Annotated in this window: 10 protein-coding genes and 2 pseudogenes; 5 read left to right on the top strand and 7 right to left on the bottom strand. The window is 72.8% G+C overall.

Annotated features, from left to right (window positions below; translation table 11 throughout):
• Positions 1 to 76: 76 nt before the first annotated feature.
• Positions 77 to 2158: an N-6 DNA methylase gene (locus QCN29_RS13525; protein WP_279928235.1), complete on the bottom strand. Its 2082-nt coding sequence runs from the start codon at positions 2156 to 2158 to the stop codon at positions 77 to 79.
• A 228-nt stretch (positions 2159 to 2386) separates the two neighbouring features.
• Between QCN29_RS13525 and QCN29_RS13520 the strand changes: the two genes are divergently transcribed.
• The 4 genes and pseudogenes from QCN29_RS13520 to QCN29_RS13505 all read left to right on the top strand — a co-directional run.
• Positions 2387 to 3214: a DUF4352 domain-containing protein gene (locus QCN29_RS13520; protein WP_279928120.1), complete on the top strand. Its 828-nt coding sequence runs from the start codon at positions 2387 to 2389 to the stop codon at positions 3212 to 3214.
• Between the two features lie 180 nt (positions 3215 to 3394).
• Complete coding sequence (locus QCN29_RS13515) at positions 3395 to 3874, top strand: hypothetical protein (RefSeq protein WP_240138342.1); 480 nt, start codon at positions 3395 to 3397, stop codon at positions 3872 to 3874.
• Between the two features lie 139 nt (positions 3875 to 4013).
• Positions 4014 to 4229 (top strand): hypothetical protein, encoded by a 216-nt coding sequence (locus tag QCN29_RS13510; RefSeq protein WP_279928119.1) that lies wholly within the window; start codon positions 4014 to 4016, stop codon positions 4227 to 4229.
• A gap of 76 nt (positions 4230 to 4305) precedes the next feature.
• A pseudogene (locus QCN29_RS13505) lies at positions 4306 to 4440 on the top strand (IS5/IS1182 family transposase); the annotation flags it as partial.
• Between the two features lie 52 nt (positions 4441 to 4492).
• On the opposite strand, the gene QCN29_RS13500 reads toward QCN29_RS13505, so the two are convergent.
• From QCN29_RS13500 to QCN29_RS13485, 4 genes are all read right to left on the bottom strand, one after another.
• Positions 4493 to 5257 (bottom strand): HNH endonuclease family protein, encoded by a 765-nt coding sequence (locus QCN29_RS13500; RefSeq protein WP_398859188.1) that lies wholly within the window; start codon positions 5255 to 5257, stop codon positions 4493 to 4495.
• A gap of 63 nt (positions 5258 to 5320) precedes the next feature.
• Positions 5321 to 8875: a transcription-repair coupling factor gene (mfd, locus tag QCN29_RS13495; RefSeq protein WP_279928118.1), complete on the bottom strand. Its 3555-nt coding sequence runs from the start codon at positions 8873 to 8875 to the stop codon at positions 5321 to 5323.
• Between the two features lie 434 nt (positions 8876 to 9309).
• Complete coding sequence (locus QCN29_RS13490) at positions 9310 to 11883, bottom strand: ABC transporter permease (RefSeq protein ID WP_279928117.1); 2574 nt, start codon at positions 11881 to 11883, stop codon at positions 9310 to 9312.
• A complete protein-coding gene (locus tag QCN29_RS13485; RefSeq protein ID WP_279928116.1) occupies positions 11880 to 12668 on the bottom strand; it encodes an ABC transporter ATP-binding protein in 789 nt (262 codons plus the stop codon). The genes QCN29_RS13490 and QCN29_RS13485 overlap by 4 nt, the downstream gene beginning before the upstream one ends.
• A 669-nt stretch (positions 12669 to 13337) precedes the next feature.
• On the opposite strand from QCN29_RS13485, the gene QCN29_RS13480 reads away from it, so the two are divergent.
• Complete coding sequence (locus QCN29_RS13480; protein WP_398859187.1) at positions 13338 to 14879, top strand: MFS transporter; 1542 nt, start codon at positions 13338 to 13340, stop codon at positions 14877 to 14879.
• A gap of 149 nt (positions 14880 to 15028) precedes the next feature.
• Here QCN29_RS13480 and QCN29_RS13475 read toward each other — a convergent pair whose 3' ends face one another.
• A complete protein-coding gene (locus QCN29_RS13475) occupies positions 15029 to 15916 on the bottom strand; it encodes a coiled-coil domain-containing protein (protein ID WP_279928115.1) in 888 nt (295 codons plus the stop codon).
• A 247-nt stretch (positions 15917 to 16163) separates the two neighbouring features.
• Positions 16164 to 18176 (bottom strand): annotated as a pseudogene (locus QCN29_RS13470) (SUKH-4 family immunity protein); the annotation flags it as partial.
• Positions 18177 to 18943: the final 767 nt, after the last annotated feature.

Raw genomic sequence — 18943 nt, 5'->3', positions numbered from 1 at the left:
TACGGTACACCGCGCGGCGGATCTCCTCCCCTACCCGCCCCTCCCCGCAACCGGAGGCTCCGCGCCGGGGAACGGGTCACGCGCTGACCGAGCCGTCCGTCAGCCCGTCGTACAGGCCCTGCACAAGCCGCTCCCCCAACCGCCCCGCCTCGCGCAGCGCGTCCTCGAACGCGGCCAGCGCGCGGAAGCGCTCCCCGTAGCGGCGCTGGTCGTCGAGAGGGAGGCGCGGCAGTTGCAGCTTGCGGACGTCCAGGCGGGTGGCGGTGGACGCATAGCTGCTGGCCCGCCGGGTGCCGGCCGTGCCGCGCAGGAATCCGGCGAGGAACCAGGCGTCGAGGGTGTCCGGGTCGGGGCGCAGGAGGTGCAGATTGCGGCCGAGCGCCGCGCCCGCCAGGGTCTCGTCGGCGACCCGGACGACGGCGCCGCCGCCGAGGACGGGCACGACGACGTCGCCGGCCTGGAGGAGCACAGGTTCCTCGCGGGGCTCTTCGGGGAGCGTGCCGGAGGGGGCGGCCCCGGCGAGCACGTCGTGTTCGGTGAGTACGGCGGGGGCCCCGGCCGCCGGCGGCATGGCTCCCGCCGAGGCCATGGCTCCCGCCGCGCCGACGCCGCCCGCGCGGAGGAGCAGCGCCCCGGCCCGGGCGAGTTCGCCGACGGTGGTCAGGGGCCAGGAGGCCGGTTCCGCGGCGGGGGACGGGGCCCCGGGGGCGAGGTCGGCGGTCAGGCGCAGGGTGTCGGCCAGCCGCTCCCGCACCCCCTGCAGCTCCCGCGCGCCCCCGCCCGCGGGCGGGGGCGGGAGATGGCGGGCGGGGGCCAGATCGACGTCGTCGTCGAGGAGTTCGACGACGGGGACCGAGCGGCTGACGCCGGGCCGTTCCTCGGTCGCGCCGTGCCGGTCGAAGCCCTGCCAGGCGTCGAGTACGGCGGTCTGCACGGCCTGCCAGTCGTGGCCGTCGCGGACGGAGCCCGCACCGCCCGCCGTGTGCTGGGCGGTGTCGACGAACAGCAGCTCGGCGGGGGCGGCGGCGCCGGGCAGCGGCTTGCGCAGCACCCACAGGTGCAGCGGGATCCCGTACGGGGGCGCCGCTCCGGCGGGCAGGGCGACGACGGCCCGCAGCGCCCCGCGGCGCAGCAGCCCGGCGCGCACCCGGCGTCCGGAGCGGCGGGAGGCGACGGCCGGGGGCATCAGCAGCACGGCGGCGCCGCCGGGGCGGAGGCGGGCGAGCGCATGCTGCACCCAGGCCAGTTCGGATTCGGTGCGGGCGGGGAAGCCGTACTCCCAGCGCGGGTCGTAGGCGAGTTCGTCGTGACCCCAGTTGCGTTCGTTGAACGGCGGGTGGCAGAGCACGGCGTCGGCCGTGAGCTGCGCGAAGGCGTCGGCCCGCAGGGTGTCGCCCGCCCCGGCCCGTACGTCGGCGTCGGTGCGCAGCGCGAGCCGCAGCGCGGTCAGCGCGGCCAGGCCGGGGTCCGCCTCCTGGGCGCAGAGGCGGGCGGCGCGGCCGACGGCGCACAGCAGTCCGCCGGCTCCGGCTGCCGGGTCGAGCACGACGGGGGCGGCCCCGGCGTCGTCATCGGCCCTGGGGGCTGCCAGGGCGGCCATCAGTGCGGCGGGGCCGGGCGGAGTGAGCGTGTACTGGCGGGGGTTGGCCTCCAGGTAGCGGCCGAGGAGGAACTCGTACGCCTGGCTCGCGCCCAGTTCGGCGGCGAGGTCGGCGACGCCGCGCAGGAAGGGGACCGCGGGGCGCAGCGCGGCGGAGTCGGGGACGGCGACGGCGCTGGTCTCGCCCAGGCGCGCGGCGAGCGTCGGGGCGAACAGCGCGGGCAGGGCGTCGGCCGCCTGCCGGTCGTCGGCGCCGCCTGCCGCGTCGAGCCACTGCGCGGGCCGGTCGCGTACCACGAGCAGGACGCAGCCCGCCTGGACGAGGGCGGCCAGCGGCCCGGCGGGGTGGCCGGCGAGCTGTTGCCAGATGCGTTCACGCAGGGGGACTTCGGCGAGTTTGCCCTGGTTGCGTAGCCAGCGTTCGACCTCGGCGAGCGCGAAGGAGGGGCTGGTCTCGGTGCCGCCGACGGGCTTGGGGAAGTCGGCGTGCCGCCGCCGCCAGTTGCTGACGGCGGCCCGTCCCACACCCGCGAGCCGGGCGATCCCGGCGGCGGTCACCTCGGTCCCTTCGTGCGTGTTCTCCGGCACCTGGCTGACTCCTTCACGCTCCACGCCTGTGGCCGTCAGCATACCCATCTACCGGTGATTCGCCGCTTCACAGCGTTACGTGATCCGGTCAACATGAATGCTGTTGACTCAATTCACAGGCTCTGCTCTGATTGACACATCACTGCACTGCGGCCTCAACGGGCCCCGGTCACAAGCCTTTTGTCCAGGAGGACACCCATGTCCCAGCACTCGATGCAGCAGCCCCAGGCCCACGGCGGAAGAAGCGCTGCGCCGACCCCGCGCCAGACGCGCAACGGCCTCGGCACAGCCGCGCTGATTCTCGGCATCATCGGCACGCTGTCCGGTCTGATCCCGCTCTTCTTCTGGCTGGCGGGCATCCTCGGCCTGATCGCGCTGATCCTGGGCCTCGCCGGACACGGCCGGGTCAAGCGCGGCGAGGCTTCCAACAAGGGCGTGACCGTCACCGGCGCGATCCTGGGCCTCGCGGCGCTGATCCTCTCCGTCGTCGGCGCGGTGATCACGTTCAAGGCCGTCGACGAGGCGGTGAACGAGATCGACAAGGCCGTCAGCGGCAACACGGCCACGAAGGAGCCGGCAGCCGGCGAGAACGACGCCTCCACCGGCGAGAAGTCCTCCGACGGGAAGGGCTCCTCGGGGAGCACGGCCCTGAAGGGCGGCGACGCCGCGGCGTACGACGGAGTCAGAATCACGGTCTCCGCGCCCAAGCCGTACACCCCGGCGGAGTTCACGGAGGTCGCCGAGGGCAAGAAGGCCTACGAGGTGACGGTGGCCGTCGAGAACACCGGCACGAAGGAGTTCGAAGCCGTGCTGCTCACCGCGAGCGCGGTGGCGGGCGAGGACGGCGTCGCGGCGGAGAAGATCTTCGACGGCGAGGTGGGCTCCGGCTTCACCAGCGCGGTGCTGCCCGGGAAGAAGGCGACGGTGCGGCACGCGTTCGAGGCCCCGGCCGATGCGAAGACGCTGACGGTTCAGATCAGGCCCGGCTTCGGCTTCAAGGCGTCGCAGTGGGAACTGTCGCTCTGAGACGGCGCCGGACGCACCACGAGGGGCAGCCCCGCCGGGTCTGCCCCTCGAACCTCTGCGCCTGTCTGGGCCTGTGCGCCTCAGGGCCTCTGGGCCTCTGGGCCTCTGGGCCTCTGGGCCGCTCTGCGCCCCTCTTCTGGGTGATGACACCAGGGTGAATTTCGAAGTAGTTTCAAAGTCATGAGTGCCGAGAGTGCAGCCGTGAACTTCTCCGAGCTGGTGAACAAGAACAAGCAGACGCTTGCCCGGCTCCAGGAATCGCCGAGACTGCTCCTGCACCGCAGAGACGGCGAGGATCTGGTCCTCACCACTGCGGCGCGGGCCGAGCAGGACCAGACCGTGGTGTCGGCGGCCACCCGGATGCTGGCTGCGATGGCGCGCCGGGAGCCCGGCAGCATGGAACTGCTCCTCGACATACTGCCGGACGCCTTCCCGTGGGTACGTTTCCTGCCCGAGCCCGATCTCCACGCCTTCGCCGTCGAACTGGTCGACACGATGCGGGCCGCCGACTCGCTCGGCAACAGCGCGTCCGTCGCTCAGTTGCTCATTGCCTGGCAGCACACCGCTGAGGTCTATTCCGATCCCGAACTGCTGGCCGCACTGACCAGGGATCACGGCGAGGACTACGGCCCGGTACCGGACCCTCGGGACGTCGCATGACCGCGGGCCGCGGCGACCGGGCCGCGCCCCCGGCTCCAGACGGCCACTGGGAGGTCCGCTTCGCTGACGGGGCCTCGGCCAAGGGCTGGGAGACCTCGCCCAGCAGGCCCGCGAGAACACCTACCGCGCCTGGATCACCATGCGCACCGCCCCCAGGCCGGCCACCGAGACACCCCGGCACCACCGCCTCAAGGGCGGTCTGGCGCATGGCACCCACCGCGGGCAGACCTGTGAGCAGTGGCAGATCGAGGTCACCAGCGGCGGCCGCATCTGGTATCTCCTCGACACCGTCCGGGAGACTTGCTGGATCACCTTCGCAGGTACGGGGCACCCGCGAGCCACAGACCGACACTGAGCCGGGGCAGCCGGGCGGGGGCGGAACCGGACGGCGAGGATCGGCCTCCCTGTTCCGCCCCTTGACCACAAAGCTGCTGACTGTCCTGGCCACCGGGGCGCCGGATCTGCGCACCGCGCTGGAGCGGGCGAAGGCGGCCGGACCGACGCATCTGAACCTGGACGGCACCGCGGTCTGCACCGACCGGGTCGCGGCCCCCGGCCCCGACGGCTGATCCGACCTGCACCCAGACAGCGCGCCACCAGGCAACATCTGCGCAGTCATCACCCTCCACACTGCCGGAGCATCACGCTCTTGTCCGGGCCGGTCACCGGCAGCTCATACTTCAGCGCCACCTGCGCGAAACGCACCGCGTACGAGCAGCGGATCTCCTTGTTCGGCGGCAGCCAGGACGCGGGCCCGGCATCCCCCTTGGCGCTGTTCGCGGGTCCGTCCACAGGCAGCAGATTCAGCGGGTCGTTGGCCAGCCGCCGCCGCTTGGCCTCGTCCCAGCGGGCCGCCCCCAACTGCCAGGCGTACGACAGCGGGACGACATGGTCGATCTGCACGGACGCGGCCTTCTTCTTCGTCCAGTCGAGGGTCTTGCCGGTGTACGGATCGACCAGCTTCATCGACACGACGACGCAGTCGGACCCGGAGCGATGCCTGATGTCCGTGCCGTCACGGGCGAGCAGATCGTTGCGGGTGTCGCACCCGTTGCGCGCAAGCGGAACGCCGTCGGCGCTGTCCATCCACGCATAGCCGAACTTGTCCCGCTTGTACCCGGTCTTCGGCCCCCGCCCCTTGGTGCGCACCTTCTCGATCAGCTCGTACGCCCCCGAATCCACCAGCCCCTTCGGTATCGGCCCCAGCCCCGACTTGGTCCCGTCCGGGTTGTCGAGCGGACTCACCCCGCCGCCCCCGGAGGCTCTTGCGGTGTCCTCGGCGCCCGCGCCCCCTGTATCCCCCGTATCCGTACAGCCTGCGAGCAGAACAGCGGAGACGGCGGCAGCGGTCATGGCAACGGTTCGTTTCACGCCGCGCAGCATACGGCCGAGCGGGACGTGGCCGCCCTGGGCCGTGTCAGCCGTACCAGGTCACCGGCCCGACGCTCACGAGCCCAGGATCGTCGTCAGGAACTCCCCCGTCCAGGCCAGCAGTTCGCGGCCCACGACCGGCTTGCCGCCGATCTTGCCCGTGGTGGGGCGGGGTACCAGGACCTGGTGGACGGCCGGCTTGATGACCGTCCGGGGGTAGAGGCGCTTGAGGCGGAGCTCCTGGGATTCGCGGAGGTCGACCGGGGCGAAGCGGATGTTGGAGCCCTGAAGGACGATCTCGGTGACGCCGCAGGCGCGGGCCAGCATGCGGAGGCCGGCGACCAGGAGGAGGTTTTCGACCGGTTCGGGGAGCTTGCCGTAGCGGTCGGCAAGCTCCTCGCGGACCGCCTTGACGTCCTCCTCGGAGTTCGCGGAGGCGATCGCCCGGTAGGCCTGGAGGCGCAACCGCTCGCCGGGCGCATAGTCGTGCGGGACGTGCGCGTCGACCGGGAGCTCGATCTTGACTTCGAGCGGGGGCTCCTCCTCCACGCCGCCTTCGAGTGAGGCGCGGTAGTCGGCGACCGCCTCGCCGACCATGCGGACGTACAGGTCGAAGCCGACGCCCGCGATATGGCCGGACTGCTCGCCGCCGAGCAGGTTGCCCGCGCCGCGGATCTCCAGATCCTTCATCGCGACATACATGCCCGCGCCCATCTCCGTGTGCTGGGCGATGGTGGCGAGCCGCTCGTGCGCGGTCTCGGTCAGCGGCTTCTCCGGCGGGTAGAGGAAGTAGGCGTAGCCGCGCTCGCGGCCGCGGCCCACCCGGCCGCGGAGCTGGTGAAGTTGGGAGAGGCCGAAGTTGTCGCCGCGCTCCACGATCAGGGTGTTGGCGTTGGAGATGTCGATGCCCGACTCGACGATGGTTGTCGAGACGAGGACGTCGTACTTCTTCTCCCAGAAGTCGACGACGACCTGTTCGAGCGTGGACTCGGACATCTGGCCGTGGGCGGTGGCGATCCGCGCCTCCGGCACGATCTCGCGGAGGCGGGCCGCGGCCCGGTCGATCGACTCGACGCGGTTGTGGATGTAGAAGACCTGGCCCTCGCGGAGCAGTTCACGGCGGATCGCCGCGCCGATCTGCTTCTCCTCGTAGGGGCCGACGAAGGTGAGGACCGGATGCCGCTCCTCCGGCGGGGTGGTGATGGTGGACATCTCACGGATGCCGGTGACCGCCATCTCCAGCGTCCGCGGGATGGGGGTGGCGGACATGGTCAGCACGTCGACGTTGGCGCGGAGCCTCTTGAGCTGCTCCTTGTGCTCCACGCCAAAGCGCTGCTCCTCGTCGACGATGACCAGGCCGAGGTCCTTGAACTTCGTCTCGGACGAGAACAGCCGGTGCGTGCCGATGACGATGTCCACCGCGCCGTCCCGCAGCCCCTCCAGGGTGGCCTTCGCCTCCGCGTCGGACTGGAAGCGGGACAGCGCCTTCACCGCGACGGGGAACTGTGCGTACCGTTCGCTGAAGGTGCCGAAGTGCTGCTGCACCAGCAGCGTGGTGGGGACCAGGACCGCGACCTGCTTGCCGTCCTGCACCGCCTTGAAGGCCGCGCGGACCGCGATCTCCGTCTTTCCGTAGCCGACGTCGCCGCAGACCAGCCGGTCCATCGGGACCGACTTCTCCATGTCCTCCTTGACTTCGGCGATGGTGGAGAGCTGGTCGGGGGTCTCGGCGTAGGGGAAGGCGTCCTCCAGCTCCCGCTGCCACGGGGTGTCCTGGCCGAAGGTGTGACCGGGGGCCGCCATCCGCGCCGAGTAGAGCTTGATGAGATCGGCCGCGATCTCCTTGACCGCTTTCTTGGCGCGCTGCTTGGTCTTCGTCCAGTCCGCGCCGCCCAGCCGGTGCAGCGTCGGGGCCTCTCCGCCCACGTACTTGGTGACCTGCTCCAGCTGGTCGGTGGGAATGTAGAGCCGGTCGCCCGGCTGGCCGCGCTTGGCCGGGGCGTACTCGACGAGGAGATACTCGCGGGTCGCGCCCTGCACGGTGCGCTGCACCATCTCGATGTAGCGGCCGACGCCGTGCTGCTCGTGCACGATGTGGTCGCCCGCCTGGAGCGTGAGCGGGTCGATCTGCTTGCGCCGGCGGGCCGGCATCCGCTGGCCGTCCCGGCCGGCGGCTTTCTGCCCGGACAGGTCCGTCTCCGTCAGAACGGCGATCCTCAGGCCGGCGTCGATGAATCCGTGCTCGATCGAGCCGCACGCCACATGCACCACGGAGGGCGAGATCTCCGCCAGCGCGCCGTCGAGGCGGGCCGCGATGCCCTCGCCGCCGAGCACCTCGGCCGTACGGGCCGCGGGGCCGTGGCCCTCGGTCACGTACACCGTGCGCCAGCCGTCCGCGAGCCATCCCTTGGTGTCCGCCAGGGCGCGGGCGGTGTCGCCCCGGTACGACTCCGGGGCGTGCATGCCGAGCTTGAGGGTGTCACCCGCCGCGTCGGCGGCGAATGTCTCAGTGAGCTCGTCGTCGGCGGCGAACGGCGACACCGACCACCACATCATGCCGAGCTCGCGCGCCCGGTCCCGGACGTCCGCGATCCCCCACAGCGAGGCCGCGCCCACGTCGATCGGGGCCTTGCCCCCGCCGGCGCTGGCCGCCCAGGACGCCTGCAGGAACTCCTGCGAGGTGGCCACCAGGTCCGCGGCCCGGGTGCGCACCCGCTCCGGGTCGCACACCACGGCCATCGCCCCGGCGGGCAGCACGTCCAGCAGCAGCTCCATGTCGTCGACGAGGACGGGTGCGAGGGACTCCATGCCCTCGACCGCGATCCCTTCGGCGATCTTGCCGAGCAGTTCGCCCAGCTCCGGGTGCGCCGCGGCGAGCTCCGCCGCCCGCTGCCGTACGGCGGCGGTGAGCAGCAGCTCACGGCACGGCGGCGCCCACAGCCCGTGCTCGGCCACCTCCAGGGAGCGCTGGTCCGCCACCTTGAAGTAGCGGATCTCCTCGATGTCGTCGCCCCAGAACTCCACGCGCAGCGGGTGCTCCTCGGTCGGCGGGAAGACATCGAGGATGCCGCCGCGGACCGCGAACTCGCCGCGCTTCTCGACCAGCTCCACCCGGGAGTACGCGGCTGCCGCGAGCGCGTCCACGACCTCTTCGAGGTCCGCCTGCCGCCCGGTGCGCAGCGCTACGGGCTCCAGGTCGCCAAGCCCCTTGACCTGCGGCTGGAGGACGGAGCGTACGGGCGCGACGACGACCGAGACCGGCCCGGCGGCCGGGTCGTCGGCGCTGGGGTGGGCGAGGCGGCGCAGCACGGCGAGGCGGCGGCCGACTGTGTCGGAGCGCGGTGAGAGCCGCTCGTGCGGCAGCGTCTCCCACGCGGGGTACTCGACGACGCCCTCCTCGGGCAGCAGCGAGCGCAGTGCGGCGGCCAGGTCCTCGGCCTCGCGGCCGGTGGCGGTGACGGCCAGGACCGGGCGCTTCGCCTCGCGGGCCAGCGCGGCCACGGTGAAGGGGCGAGCGGCGGGCGGGCCGACCAGATCGACATGCCTCCGGTTTCCGTCGGCGGCCGCCTTCACCGCTTGGGCAAGCGCGGGGTCGGCGACGACGGCATCGAGGAGACCGTGCAGGCTCATGGACAGTTCCATCCCGTGGGTGAGGCTGGCGGGGCCAAGCTGGGGCAACGCGAAGGGCCCGACGCGTAGGACGGGCCGGGGGTCTCCAGCGTACGACGGCGCTGTGACAGCCGCGTCCGGAATGCCCGCGGGGGCCCTGCGGGGGCTGCGGGGAGCGGTTTTCACCGGTGGCGGCGCATGAGGAGTGGGTGACGGCGCGCATCGGGGTGCGCATGGGTGTGTATGGGTGTGTGGGCGTGTGTGGGTGTGTGGGTGTGTGGGTGTGTGGGTGTGTGGGTGTGTATGGGTGCCTACGGGGTGTGTACGAGGATGCGCAGGGGAGTGCGCACGGGACGCGTATGAGGATGCGCACGCCCCGCACGAGAAAACGGCCGGTCCGAGGGCTCCCCCCGTGAGCCCCCGGACCGGCCCCCGCTCCCGCACGGCGTCGCGCACTACTCCGTGGCGATCGCGTTCAGGACGTTCATCCGGCCCGCCCGGAACGCCGGCACCAGCGCCGCGAACAACCCCACGAAGGCCGAGCCGATGAACACCGTGACGATCGTCGGCCACGGGATCTTCAGGACCTCCAGACCCTCCAGCGCCAGCAGCTTCTGCGCGGCCGCGCCCCAGCCCATGCCGAGGCCAAGGCCCAGCAGCGCGCCGAACAGGGCGATGACCACCGACTCCAGGCGGATCATGCGGCGCAGCTGGCGGCGGGAGAGGCCGATCGCCCGCATCAGGCCGATCTCACGGGTGCGCTCCACCACCGACAGGGCCAGCGTGTTCACCACACCCAGCACCGCGACGATGATCGCGAGCGCCAGCAGACCGTAGACGATGTTCAGCAGCTGGCCGACCTGGTCCTTCAGATCCTGCTTGAAGTCCGTCTGGTTCTGCACCTTGTACGTCGGGTAGTCGGCGATGGACGCCTTGAGCGCGCCGTACGCCTCCTTCTCCTGCCCGTCGACCGCCTTGGCGAACAGGAGGAAGTTCTGCGGCATCTTCTCGGCGGGCAGATACTGCGCGGCGGTCGTGATGTTCATGTACATCGCGCCCTTGTCCACGTTCGTGTCGTCCGAGGTGATCGCGGCGACCTTCAGCTGCGCGCTCCGACCGCCCTTGAAGGCGACGGTGAGCGTGTCGCCCACCTTGACGCCGTGCTCCTCGGCGTACGAGTCGCCGACGGACATGGCGTTCTTCCCGTAGGCCGCGGACAGCTCGCCCGCCACCGTCGTACGGCGCAGATCCTGTGCGTACGTCGGGTCGGCGGCGACCAGGCTCTCGTCCTCGGTCTTCCCGTCGGGCGAGGTCAGCTCGGCGTCGACGATCCGGTACTCGGTGACGTGCACGATGCCCTGGGTCTCCTCCAGCGCCGCCTGCACCTGCGGGACGATCGGCTGGCCGCCGTCCGAGGAGACGATGAAGTCCGCGCCGACCGACTTGTCGAGCTCCTCGGTCGCGGAGGCGACCATCGAGGAGCCGACGACGGACAGGCACGCCACCAGCGCGAGGCCGATCATCAAGGCCGCGCCGGTCGCGCCGGTGCGGCGCGGGTTGCGCAGCGCGTTGCGTTCGGCCAGCCGGCCGACGGGACCGAGCAGCCGCAGGGTCGGCGCGCTGAGCATCCGTACGACGATCCCGGCGAGCAGCGGGCCGATCACGATGAAGCCGACGAGGGTGAGGACGACGCCGAGGCCGAGGAACATCGATCCCTGGCGCGCCTGGTCGGCACGGGCTGCGGTCACCAGCGCCGCGGCGCCGGCGCCGGTGAGCAGCAGGCCGACGGCGGCCCGGACGCGGCCGGCCTTGGCGTCCGCGGGCATGCCGGCGTCGCGCAGCGCGGCCATCGGCGAGATCTTCCCGGCCCGGCGGGCGGGGATGTAAGCGGCGACGACGGTGACGACGACGCCGAGGACCAGCCCGACTGCCGGGGTCGTCCACTTGACGGTGAGGTCCTTCGTGGACAGCTCCATGCCGATGGAGCCCATCAGCTCCATCAGTCCGACGGCCAGACCCACGCCCGCCGCGACGCCCGCGACCGATCCGATGACACCCAGCAGCAGTGCTTCGAGGAGCACGGAGCGGTTGACCTGCTTGCGGCTGGAGCCGATGGCCCGCATCAGTCCGATCTCACGGGTGCGCTGGGCGACCAGCATGGAGAAGGTGTTGACGATCAGGAAGACGCCGACGAGGACCGCGATTCCGGCGAAGCCGAGCATCGCGTACTTCATCACGTCGAGGAAGGAGCCGACCTCCTCACGTCCCGCGTCTGCCGCCTCCTTCGCGGTCTGCAGCTTGTACGGGGCGTCCAGGGCGGCGGCGACGTTCTTCTTGAGCTGCTCGTCGCTGAGGCCGTCCGCCCCGGTGGCCAGGACATGGGTGAACAGGCCCTCTTCGCCCAGCAGTTCGCGCTGCGCGGTGGCGGTGTCGAAGTAGACGACGGCCGCGCCGGGGTTGGTCACCTCGAAGGAGGCGATGCCGGAGATCTTCGCGGTGAAGTCGCCGGTCACGGCGATGGTGCGCAGCTCGTCGCCGAGCTTGAGGCCGTGCTTGTCGGCGGTGTCGGCGTCGACCATCACCTCGGTGGGGCCGCGCGGGGCGTGGCCGGAGGTGATCTCCATCGCCTTGAGGTCGTTCTGCGTCCAGTTGCCGGCGATGGTGGGCGCGCCGGTGCTGGAGCCCATGTTCTTGTTCTCGGCGTTGACGACGGTCACGCTCATCGACATGACCGCGCCCTCGGCCCGCTGGACTCCCTCGGTCTTGGCGACGGTGTCGAGGACCGAGGCGGGCATCGACTCGGGCTTCCCGGTGCGCGGGTTCTGGTCGGTGTCGTCCGCGCCCCGGGGACTGACGGTGACGTCGGCGGCCGTGACGGAGAACAGCTTGTCGAACGTCGTGTTCATCGTGTCGGTGAACACCAGCGTTCCGCAGACGAAGGCCACCGACAGCAGCACCGCCACCGCGGAGAGCGCCATCCGTCCCTTGTGCGCGAGGAAGTTGCGCAGCGAGGTCTTGAACACGGTCACGACGTCCGCCCCCGCGCGTCGAAGTCCTTCATACGGTCCAGAACGGCGTCGGCGGTGGGCCGGAGCATCTCGTCCACGATCCGTCCGTCGGCGAGGTAGAGGACGCGGTCGGCGTAGGACGCGGCGACCGGGTCATGGGTCACCATCACGATGGTCTGGCCCAGCTCGTCCACGGAGCGGCGCAGAAAGCCCAGCACCTCGGCGCCGGCGCGCGAGTCCAGGTTTCCGGTCGGCTCGTCCCCGAAGATGATCTCGGGGCGGGCGGCGAGGGCGCGGGCGACGGCGACCCGCTGCTGCTGGCCGCCGGACAGCTGCGTCGGACGGTGCTTGAGGCGCTCGCTCAGGCCGACCGTCTCCACGACCCGGTTGAGCCAGGCGGCGTCCGGCTTGCGGCCCGCGATGTCCATGGGGAGCGTGATGTTCTCCAGGGCATTGAGCGTGGGCAGCAGATTGAACGCCTGGAAGATGAAGCCGATCCGATCCCGGCGCAGCTGGGTGAGCTTCTTGTCCTTGAGCTTGGTGATCTCGGTGTCGTCGAGATGGATCTCGCCCGAGGTGACGGTGTCGAGTCCGGCGAGACAGTGCATCAGCGTCGACTTGCCGGACCCGGACGGGCCCATGATCGCGGTGAACTGACCGCGGGCGATGTCGACGTCCACATGGTCGAGCGCGACGACCCGGGTCTCCCCCGTGCCGTACGCCTTGACGACCTGCCGCGCTCGCGCCGCGACGGCCGTACGCCCTCCGGTCCCCCCGTGCGTGGGAATGGTGACAGCCGTGGTCACGGTATGACTCCTCGGTAGTGGATGGACGCCAGGCATGACCGGCCTGGCTGTTGCTCTGAGTCTTCCGGCAGCAGTGGCCTGATCGCGCTGGTGCACGGTGCAGTTCCGGCCGGGGGTTTTCCCCACCCTTCCCCGGCGGCACCCGCCTCGGCTGCGCTTGCTGCGGCCTTAAGGACAAGTTAAAGAACCGGCCCCCTTGATCTCGTCGTCCGCCGGGACGAACGGCCCCTGGCCAGAAGTAGGGAGTAGCCCCTAAGGGATCTCCCCCTGTAGGGGGAGACGAACAAAGCCTGAACCCTCCCGTGGCGTGAGGTGCAAGTGAGAAGGTGTCCCAAGGCGACAAGTGCAGGATGAAAGGACCGGAGAGTGGCGGGAAGGGGCGGCACGGAGGAGGGCCCGGGCGACGGCCCGGAATCAGGGACGGCCGCCCGGGGCGGGCCGGAAGCGCCGCGGGACGCCGCCCACGGCACGCCCGCGGCTCGCGGGCGCGGCCCCGGCTCGAGACCCGTACTCGGCGGCGGCCCCGGGACCGGTGCCCGTGCCGACGCGGCGACCAGCCCCGGCACGGGTATCAGGCCCGACACGGGCGAATGCCCGGAGGCAGACCCGTGCCAGGATCCCTGCGGCGGCACGGCGCCCGGCCACGACGGGGCGTCCGCCACGGCCACCGTGCCGACTTCCGGCGCAGGCGGCCGCACCGAGCAGGGCTCGACGCCGGGCAAAGGCCCCGGCGGGCCGCGGCGTCGGGCCGTCGTCGCCGCGCTGATGCTGGCCATGGCACTCGCCGCGCTCGACGGCACCATCGTCGCCACCGCCGTACCGCAGATCGTCGCCGACCTCGGCGGCTTCTCCGTCTTCTCCTGGCTCTTCTCCGGCTATCTGCTGGCCGCGACCGTCACCCTCCCCGTCTACGGAAAGCTCTCCGACACCTTCGGCCGCAAGCCGGTCCTGATCGCCGGCATCGTGCTCTTCCTCGCCGGCTCGCTGCTGTGCGCCGCCGCCTGGAACATGGCCGCGTTGATCGCCTTCCGCGTGGTGCAGGGACTGGGCGGCGGGGCGCTCCAGGGCACCGTGCAGACCATCGCCGCCGATCTGTACCCGCTCAGGGAGCGCCCCAGGATCCAGGCCCGGCTGTCCACCGTGTGGGCCGCCTCCGCCGTCGCCGGACCCGCAGTCGGCGGGCTGCTCGCCGCGTACGCCGACTGGCGCTGGATCTTCCTGATCAATCTGCCCGTCGGGGCGCTCGCACTGTGGCTCGCAGCCCGCCATCTGGAGGAGCCGCTGCGTACGGAGCCGACCGACCGCCCCCGCATCGACTGGCCCGGCGCCCTGCTGGTCTTCGCCTCCGGCGCACTGCTGATCACCGCGCTCGTCCAGGGCGGAGTGGCCTGGCCCTGGCTCTCCGCGCCCTCTCTCACCCTGTTCGGCGGCAGCGCGCTGCTGATCGCCGCCACGGTCGTCACGGAGCGGCGGGCCGCCGAGCCGGTCATCCCCGGCTGGGTGTGGCGGCGGCGCACCATCGCGGCCGTCAACCTCGCGCTCGGCGCGCTCGGACTGCTGATGGTCGCGCCGACCGTCTTTCTGCCCACCTACGCCCAGTCGGTCCTCGGCCTCGGTCCGATCGCCGCCGGCTTCGTGCTCTCGGCGATGATCCTGACCTGGCCGGTCAGCGCGGCCTTCGCCAACCGCGTCTACACCCGCATCGGCTTCCGGCTCACCGCCGTCACAGGCATCACCCTGTCGATGCTGACCCTGTTGGCGTTCCCGCTGCTGCCCTACCCCGGCGAACCCTGGCAGCCGACCCTGATCATGCTGCTCCTCGGCGCATCGCTCGGGCTGTTCCAACTGCCGCTGATCGTCGGCGTGCAGTCCACGGTCGGCTGGTCGGAGCGGGGCACGACGACCGCCTCCGTGCTGTTCTGCCGTCAGGTCGGACAGAGCCTGGGCGCGGCGCTGTTCGGCGCGGTCGCCAACGCCGTCCTCACCACGCGCCTCGGCGCCGCGGGCGGCGACCTGGACACCGTCGCCCGCGCCCTCGACGACCCGTCCTCGCTCACGGCGGACGCCGCCGACCGGCTGCGCCGCGCGGTCGACGCGGCGGTGGACCACGTCTATCTGGGCGCAGCCGCCGCAGCCGCCGTCGCACTGCTGGTGCTGCTCGTCCTCGCCCCACGGCGCTTCCCCGTCCTGAGCGACGACGCCGACACGTGACCGGCGCAGAGGCGAGACGCCGCTCCCGTCGTCCCCGGTGAGTTGCCCGCGTCGGCCGCGTCGGCCGCGTCGGCCGCGTAGGTCGTAGGTCGCGTAGGTCGTAGGTCGCGTAGGTCGTAGGTCGCGTAGGTCGCGTAGACGGGCCCGGGTCAGCTCTCGGCCGGTGAGCGGCCCGTCAACGCGGCCAGGCTGTTGCGGATATGGGCCAACGCCTCCTGCACCTGCTCGCGCGTCTGATGGTGCTCCCGCAGCACGCGTTCGGTGTCACGGGAGATCCGCTCCGCACGGAGCCGCGCCGCGGCCTTCAGTTCCGCGCCGCGGGCCTCCGCGTCCTCCTGGGTGTGGCGGGCGCTCTCCTTCGCCTGTGCCAGGGCGCGCCGGGCCTCCGAGAGCCGGGCCTCGGCTCGGACGGTCAACTCGGCATGGCGTGCGTCCAGTTTCGCCTCTTCCTCGGCGTCCGCGCCCTCCGCCGCCTCCCAGCGCTCCGCCTGCTCCTCTCCCAGCGCGGTGAGCGTCGCCTCGGTGCGCCGGCGCATCTCCGCCAGCTCGGCGGCCGCCTTGCCCCGCAGCTCCTTCGCCTCTCGCCGGGCCTGCGTGTGCAGCGCCTCCGCCGACTGCCGGGCCGCGAGCAGCGTCCGCCGGGCGCACTCCTCCGCCTCGGCGCGCACCGCGTCCGCGTGGGCGTGGGCGGCGGTCCGCACGGCGTCGGCGGCCGTGTCCGCCCCGTCCGCGAGCGCCTGCGCCTCCTCGCGGGCCGCAGTGTCCAGCGCCTCCGCCTCCTCGAGGACCAGCGCCAGCAGATACTGGGCGCGGCTGCCCAATGTCTCGTACGTCTGCGGCGGCAGCTGCGCGACGGTCTCCCGCAGCCGCTCGGTCTCCGCGGCCATCTCCTTGGCCAGGACGGTCAGCCGCGCCGCACGCTCCCAGGCGTCGTCGCGGTCCTGCGACAGGGCCGAGACACGGGCGTCGGTCTCCGCCATGCGGTAGCCACGGCGCACGACGGCGAAGCCGTGGGGTGACATCGATGCAGCGCTCATCCTTCAAGCCCCTTTCCGGCACACAATGCCATTCGGCGCACATCCTGGTGGATCGAAGGGAAGCGGCCATACCGCGACACTCCCCCCGCCGCCATGGGTCGAGGATGCGCCATACGACAGCAGACGCCCGGCCCGGTTCCGTACGGTGTGCACCGATACGGAGCCGGGCCGGGCGTGCGGGCCGGGCGTGTGGGCCGGGCGTGCGGGCCGGGCGTGCGGGCCGGGCCTCAGCGTGGCGTCGGCGGGCTCAGAGCAGACCGTCCCACATCTGCTCCAGCAGCACCGACCACCAGCTCTCCGGGGATGCCAGCGCCGCCGGGTCCAGCGCCGCCAGCTGCGCCTGGAAGTCGACCGTCCAGCGGCCCGCCTGCTCCTGGTTCAGCCCGTACCGCAGCCGCCACATCCGCCCCAGCAGCGCCAGCGAACGGACGAACTCCGGCAAACCGCTGTTCACGAACTGCGGCGCGACCGACTGGCCGCCCGGTCCCGCCTCCACCGGCACCGCCACGATGTGCGCCGTGCCGTACTGGACGCAGACCTCGCGGCCGAAGTCCGTGCCCACCACCAGATACGACCCGGCGTCGGGCGCGGGATGCACCCCGCGCTGCGCGGCGAGCTCCGCCAGCGTGGGCACCACGGGCTGCGGCGGCTGCGCCCAGAAGAACGGGTTGAAGTCGCCCGGCAGCCCTGCCCACACGAGCGTCGCCGCCACCAGCTCGGGCACGCCCTGGCGGGAGACCGACCGCTGGTCGAAGCGGCAGATGCCCTGCGGGCCGAACGCGGCCGCCAGTTCCTGGGCGATCGCCTCCGGCGGCGCGGGCGGCGCGGGCTGCACCGGGGGCAGCGGGGCCCGTACCGGGGCGGGCCGGGCGGGTCCATCCGCGACCTGGTGCAACTCACCCTGATGCGCCAGCAGTTGCCGCATGCCCTGCTGCCGCGAGGCGTGGTCCCGGCCGTACGGGGCGATCGAAGTGATCCGTGCCTGCGGCCAGTTGTCCCGGATCATCCGTGCGCAGTACGCGCCCGGAAGTTCGCAGGACTCCAACTCCGTGTGCAGCTCCAGCACCTGGTCCGGAGGTACGTTCAGCGCACGCAGCTCATGGAAGATCTGCCACTCCGGGTGCGGGGTGCCGGGCGCCGAGCGGCGGATGAGCTGCTGCTCGGAGCCGTCGGGGGCGCGGTAGCGCAGCACGGCCTGGTAGCCGGGGCCGACGGTGGGCAACCCGCCCGGCTGCGGCGGATAGCCGTACGAGGGCGGCCGACCGCCGCCCTGAGGCTGCTGCGGCTGCTGTGCTTGGGGCGCGGGGCCGGGCGCTCCGGGCGGCGGGCCGGGAGGTCCGGGCGGACCCGGAGGGCCAGGCGGCTGCGGAGGGCCGGGCGGCTGCGGCGACTGCGGCGGCTTCGGACCCAACTGACCGGGATCCGCCAGCATCGTCGCAGCATGATGCACCCCACCACCCGGAGGCGGAGTCGAACCCGGAGCAACAGGAGCAGCCGGACCCCCAGAAGCGCCAGGAGCACCAGGGGCTCCCGGCGGACCCGGAGGACCGGGCGGCTGCGGAGGACCAGGCGGCTGCGGCGACTGCGGCGGCTTCGGACCCAACTGACCGGGATCCGCCAGCATCGTCGCAGCATGATGCACCCCACCACCCGGAGGCGCGGGCGGCCCGGGAGGCCCCGGCGGCCCTGGCGGCCGCGCGGGCTCAGGGGCGACCTGGGAGACGAGTTGCGTCGGCAGATACCCGCCCGCCGGAGCGCCGGGCGCACCCGGACCCGACGGGGGAGGCGTCGCGTTCCCGGACGAGGCGGGCGCGGCGTCCGCCGCCGACGGCTCCCGGCCACCGGCGCCTTCGGGCCGCAGCGCGGGGGCGACCGCCGTGGGCGGCAGCTGGCTGCCGCCCGACATCAGCGCCGTCGGCGCGTCCGCCGGGGTGCTCGGCGGCGGAGTGTCATCGTCGTCGGCACCCGACAGCGGCGGCGCGAACACCGTGGCCGGCAGCGGAACGGACCCGTCGTCGGAGCCGCCCCCGCTGGTGTCCGTCCAGCCCGCGGCCTGCGTCGGCGCAGCCGGCTCCCCCGGCGCAGGGGAGGACGCGGCGTCGGAGGGCAGCCTGGACTCCTCCGCGTTCCCGCCGGAGGCACTGGGCCACAGCGAACCGCTCTGCGAGGCGTTGCCGCCGGTCGACGCCCCGGCGTCGGGCCGGCCGGACCCGCCCACCGGTGTGACGCCCCCGCCCGCCTGCGAGGCACAGCCCCCGCCGGGCGTCACTGAGGACGTCTCCGACGACCGCGCGTCCGGGAGGCTCGCTCCCTGGGAGGCGTGCACATCGGCGGACCCGGGGGCCGGTGCGGGGGCGCTCCAGCCTGCGGAAGCCGCCGCCGTCTCCTGTGACGCCGCCGAATACGACATGCCGTCATCGGCACTGCCGGACACGGCGTCAGTCTGCCCGGACCCGACGGAAGAGCCCGTGCCCGCGGCCCGGGGGACGCCCTCCCCCGAAGCACCCGAAGGGGAAGCCTCACCCGAGGGTCGGGGGCCGGGCGGCAACGCGACCGTACGCGCATCCGCTCCGGCGGAGGCCATGGCAGCGGCCGCTGCTGACGGCTCGGGGCCCGCGCCGGACGAGGCCCCCACGCCGGACGGCACATACCCCGCGCCCGGGGAGCCCGAGGTGCCTCCACCGGACGAAGCAGACCCGGCATCCGCGCCCGGGGAGCCCGGGGCGCCTCCACCGGACGAAGCAGGCCCGGCATCCGTGCCCGCGGGACGTGCGCCGGACAGCGCGGAACCCGAACCCGCGGCAGTGGGGCCTGCCGCAACCCGGCCCCCGGCAACCGCCGCATCCGCGGCAACCGCCGCGTCCGCCGCATCCGGAAGGCCGGACGGCGCACCCGTGTCCGAGCCAGAGGGCACGGAACCCGCGCCCGACGCGCCCCCGGCGGCCGCCGTACCCGCCGCGTCCGGGGTGTGCCTCGGCGCGCCGGCGCCGGCGCCCTCGTGCGCGTCCCGCACGCGGGACGGCGCAG

Source organism: Streptomyces chengmaiensis, assembly GCF_029846775.1.
Taxonomy (GTDB): domain Bacteria; phylum Actinomycetota; class Actinomycetes; order Streptomycetales; family Streptomycetaceae; genus Streptomyces; species Streptomyces chengmaiensis.
The sequence above is the reverse complement of the archived record's forward strand: the minus strand, read 5'-3'. Positions and strand labels throughout refer to the sequence as shown.

Bases quoted from the DNA above. Each gene is read 5' to 3' on its own strand.
- QCN29_RS13520 (WP_279928120.1), top strand. From the start codon at position 2,387: ATGTCCCAGCACTCGATGCAGCAGCCCCAGGCCCACGGCGGAAGAAGC.
- QCN29_RS13515 (WP_240138342.1), top strand. From the start codon at position 3,395: ATGAGTGCCGAGAGTGCAGCCGTGAACTTCTCCGAGCTGGTGAACAAG.
- QCN29_RS13510 (WP_279928119.1), top strand. From the start codon at position 4,014: ATGCGCACCGCCCCCAGGCCGGCCACCGAGACACCCCGGCACCACCGC.
- QCN29_RS13500 (WP_398859188.1), bottom strand. From the start codon at position 5,257: ATGCTGCGCGGCGTGAAACGAACCGTTGCCATGACCGCTGCCGCCGTC.
- mfd (WP_279928118.1), bottom strand. From the start codon at position 8,875: ATGAGCCTGCACGGTCTCCTCGATGCCGTCGTCGCCGACCCCGCGCTT.
- QCN29_RS13475 (WP_279928115.1), bottom strand. From the start codon at position 15,916: ATGAGCGCTGCATCGATGTCACCCCACGGCTTCGCCGTCGTGCGCCGT.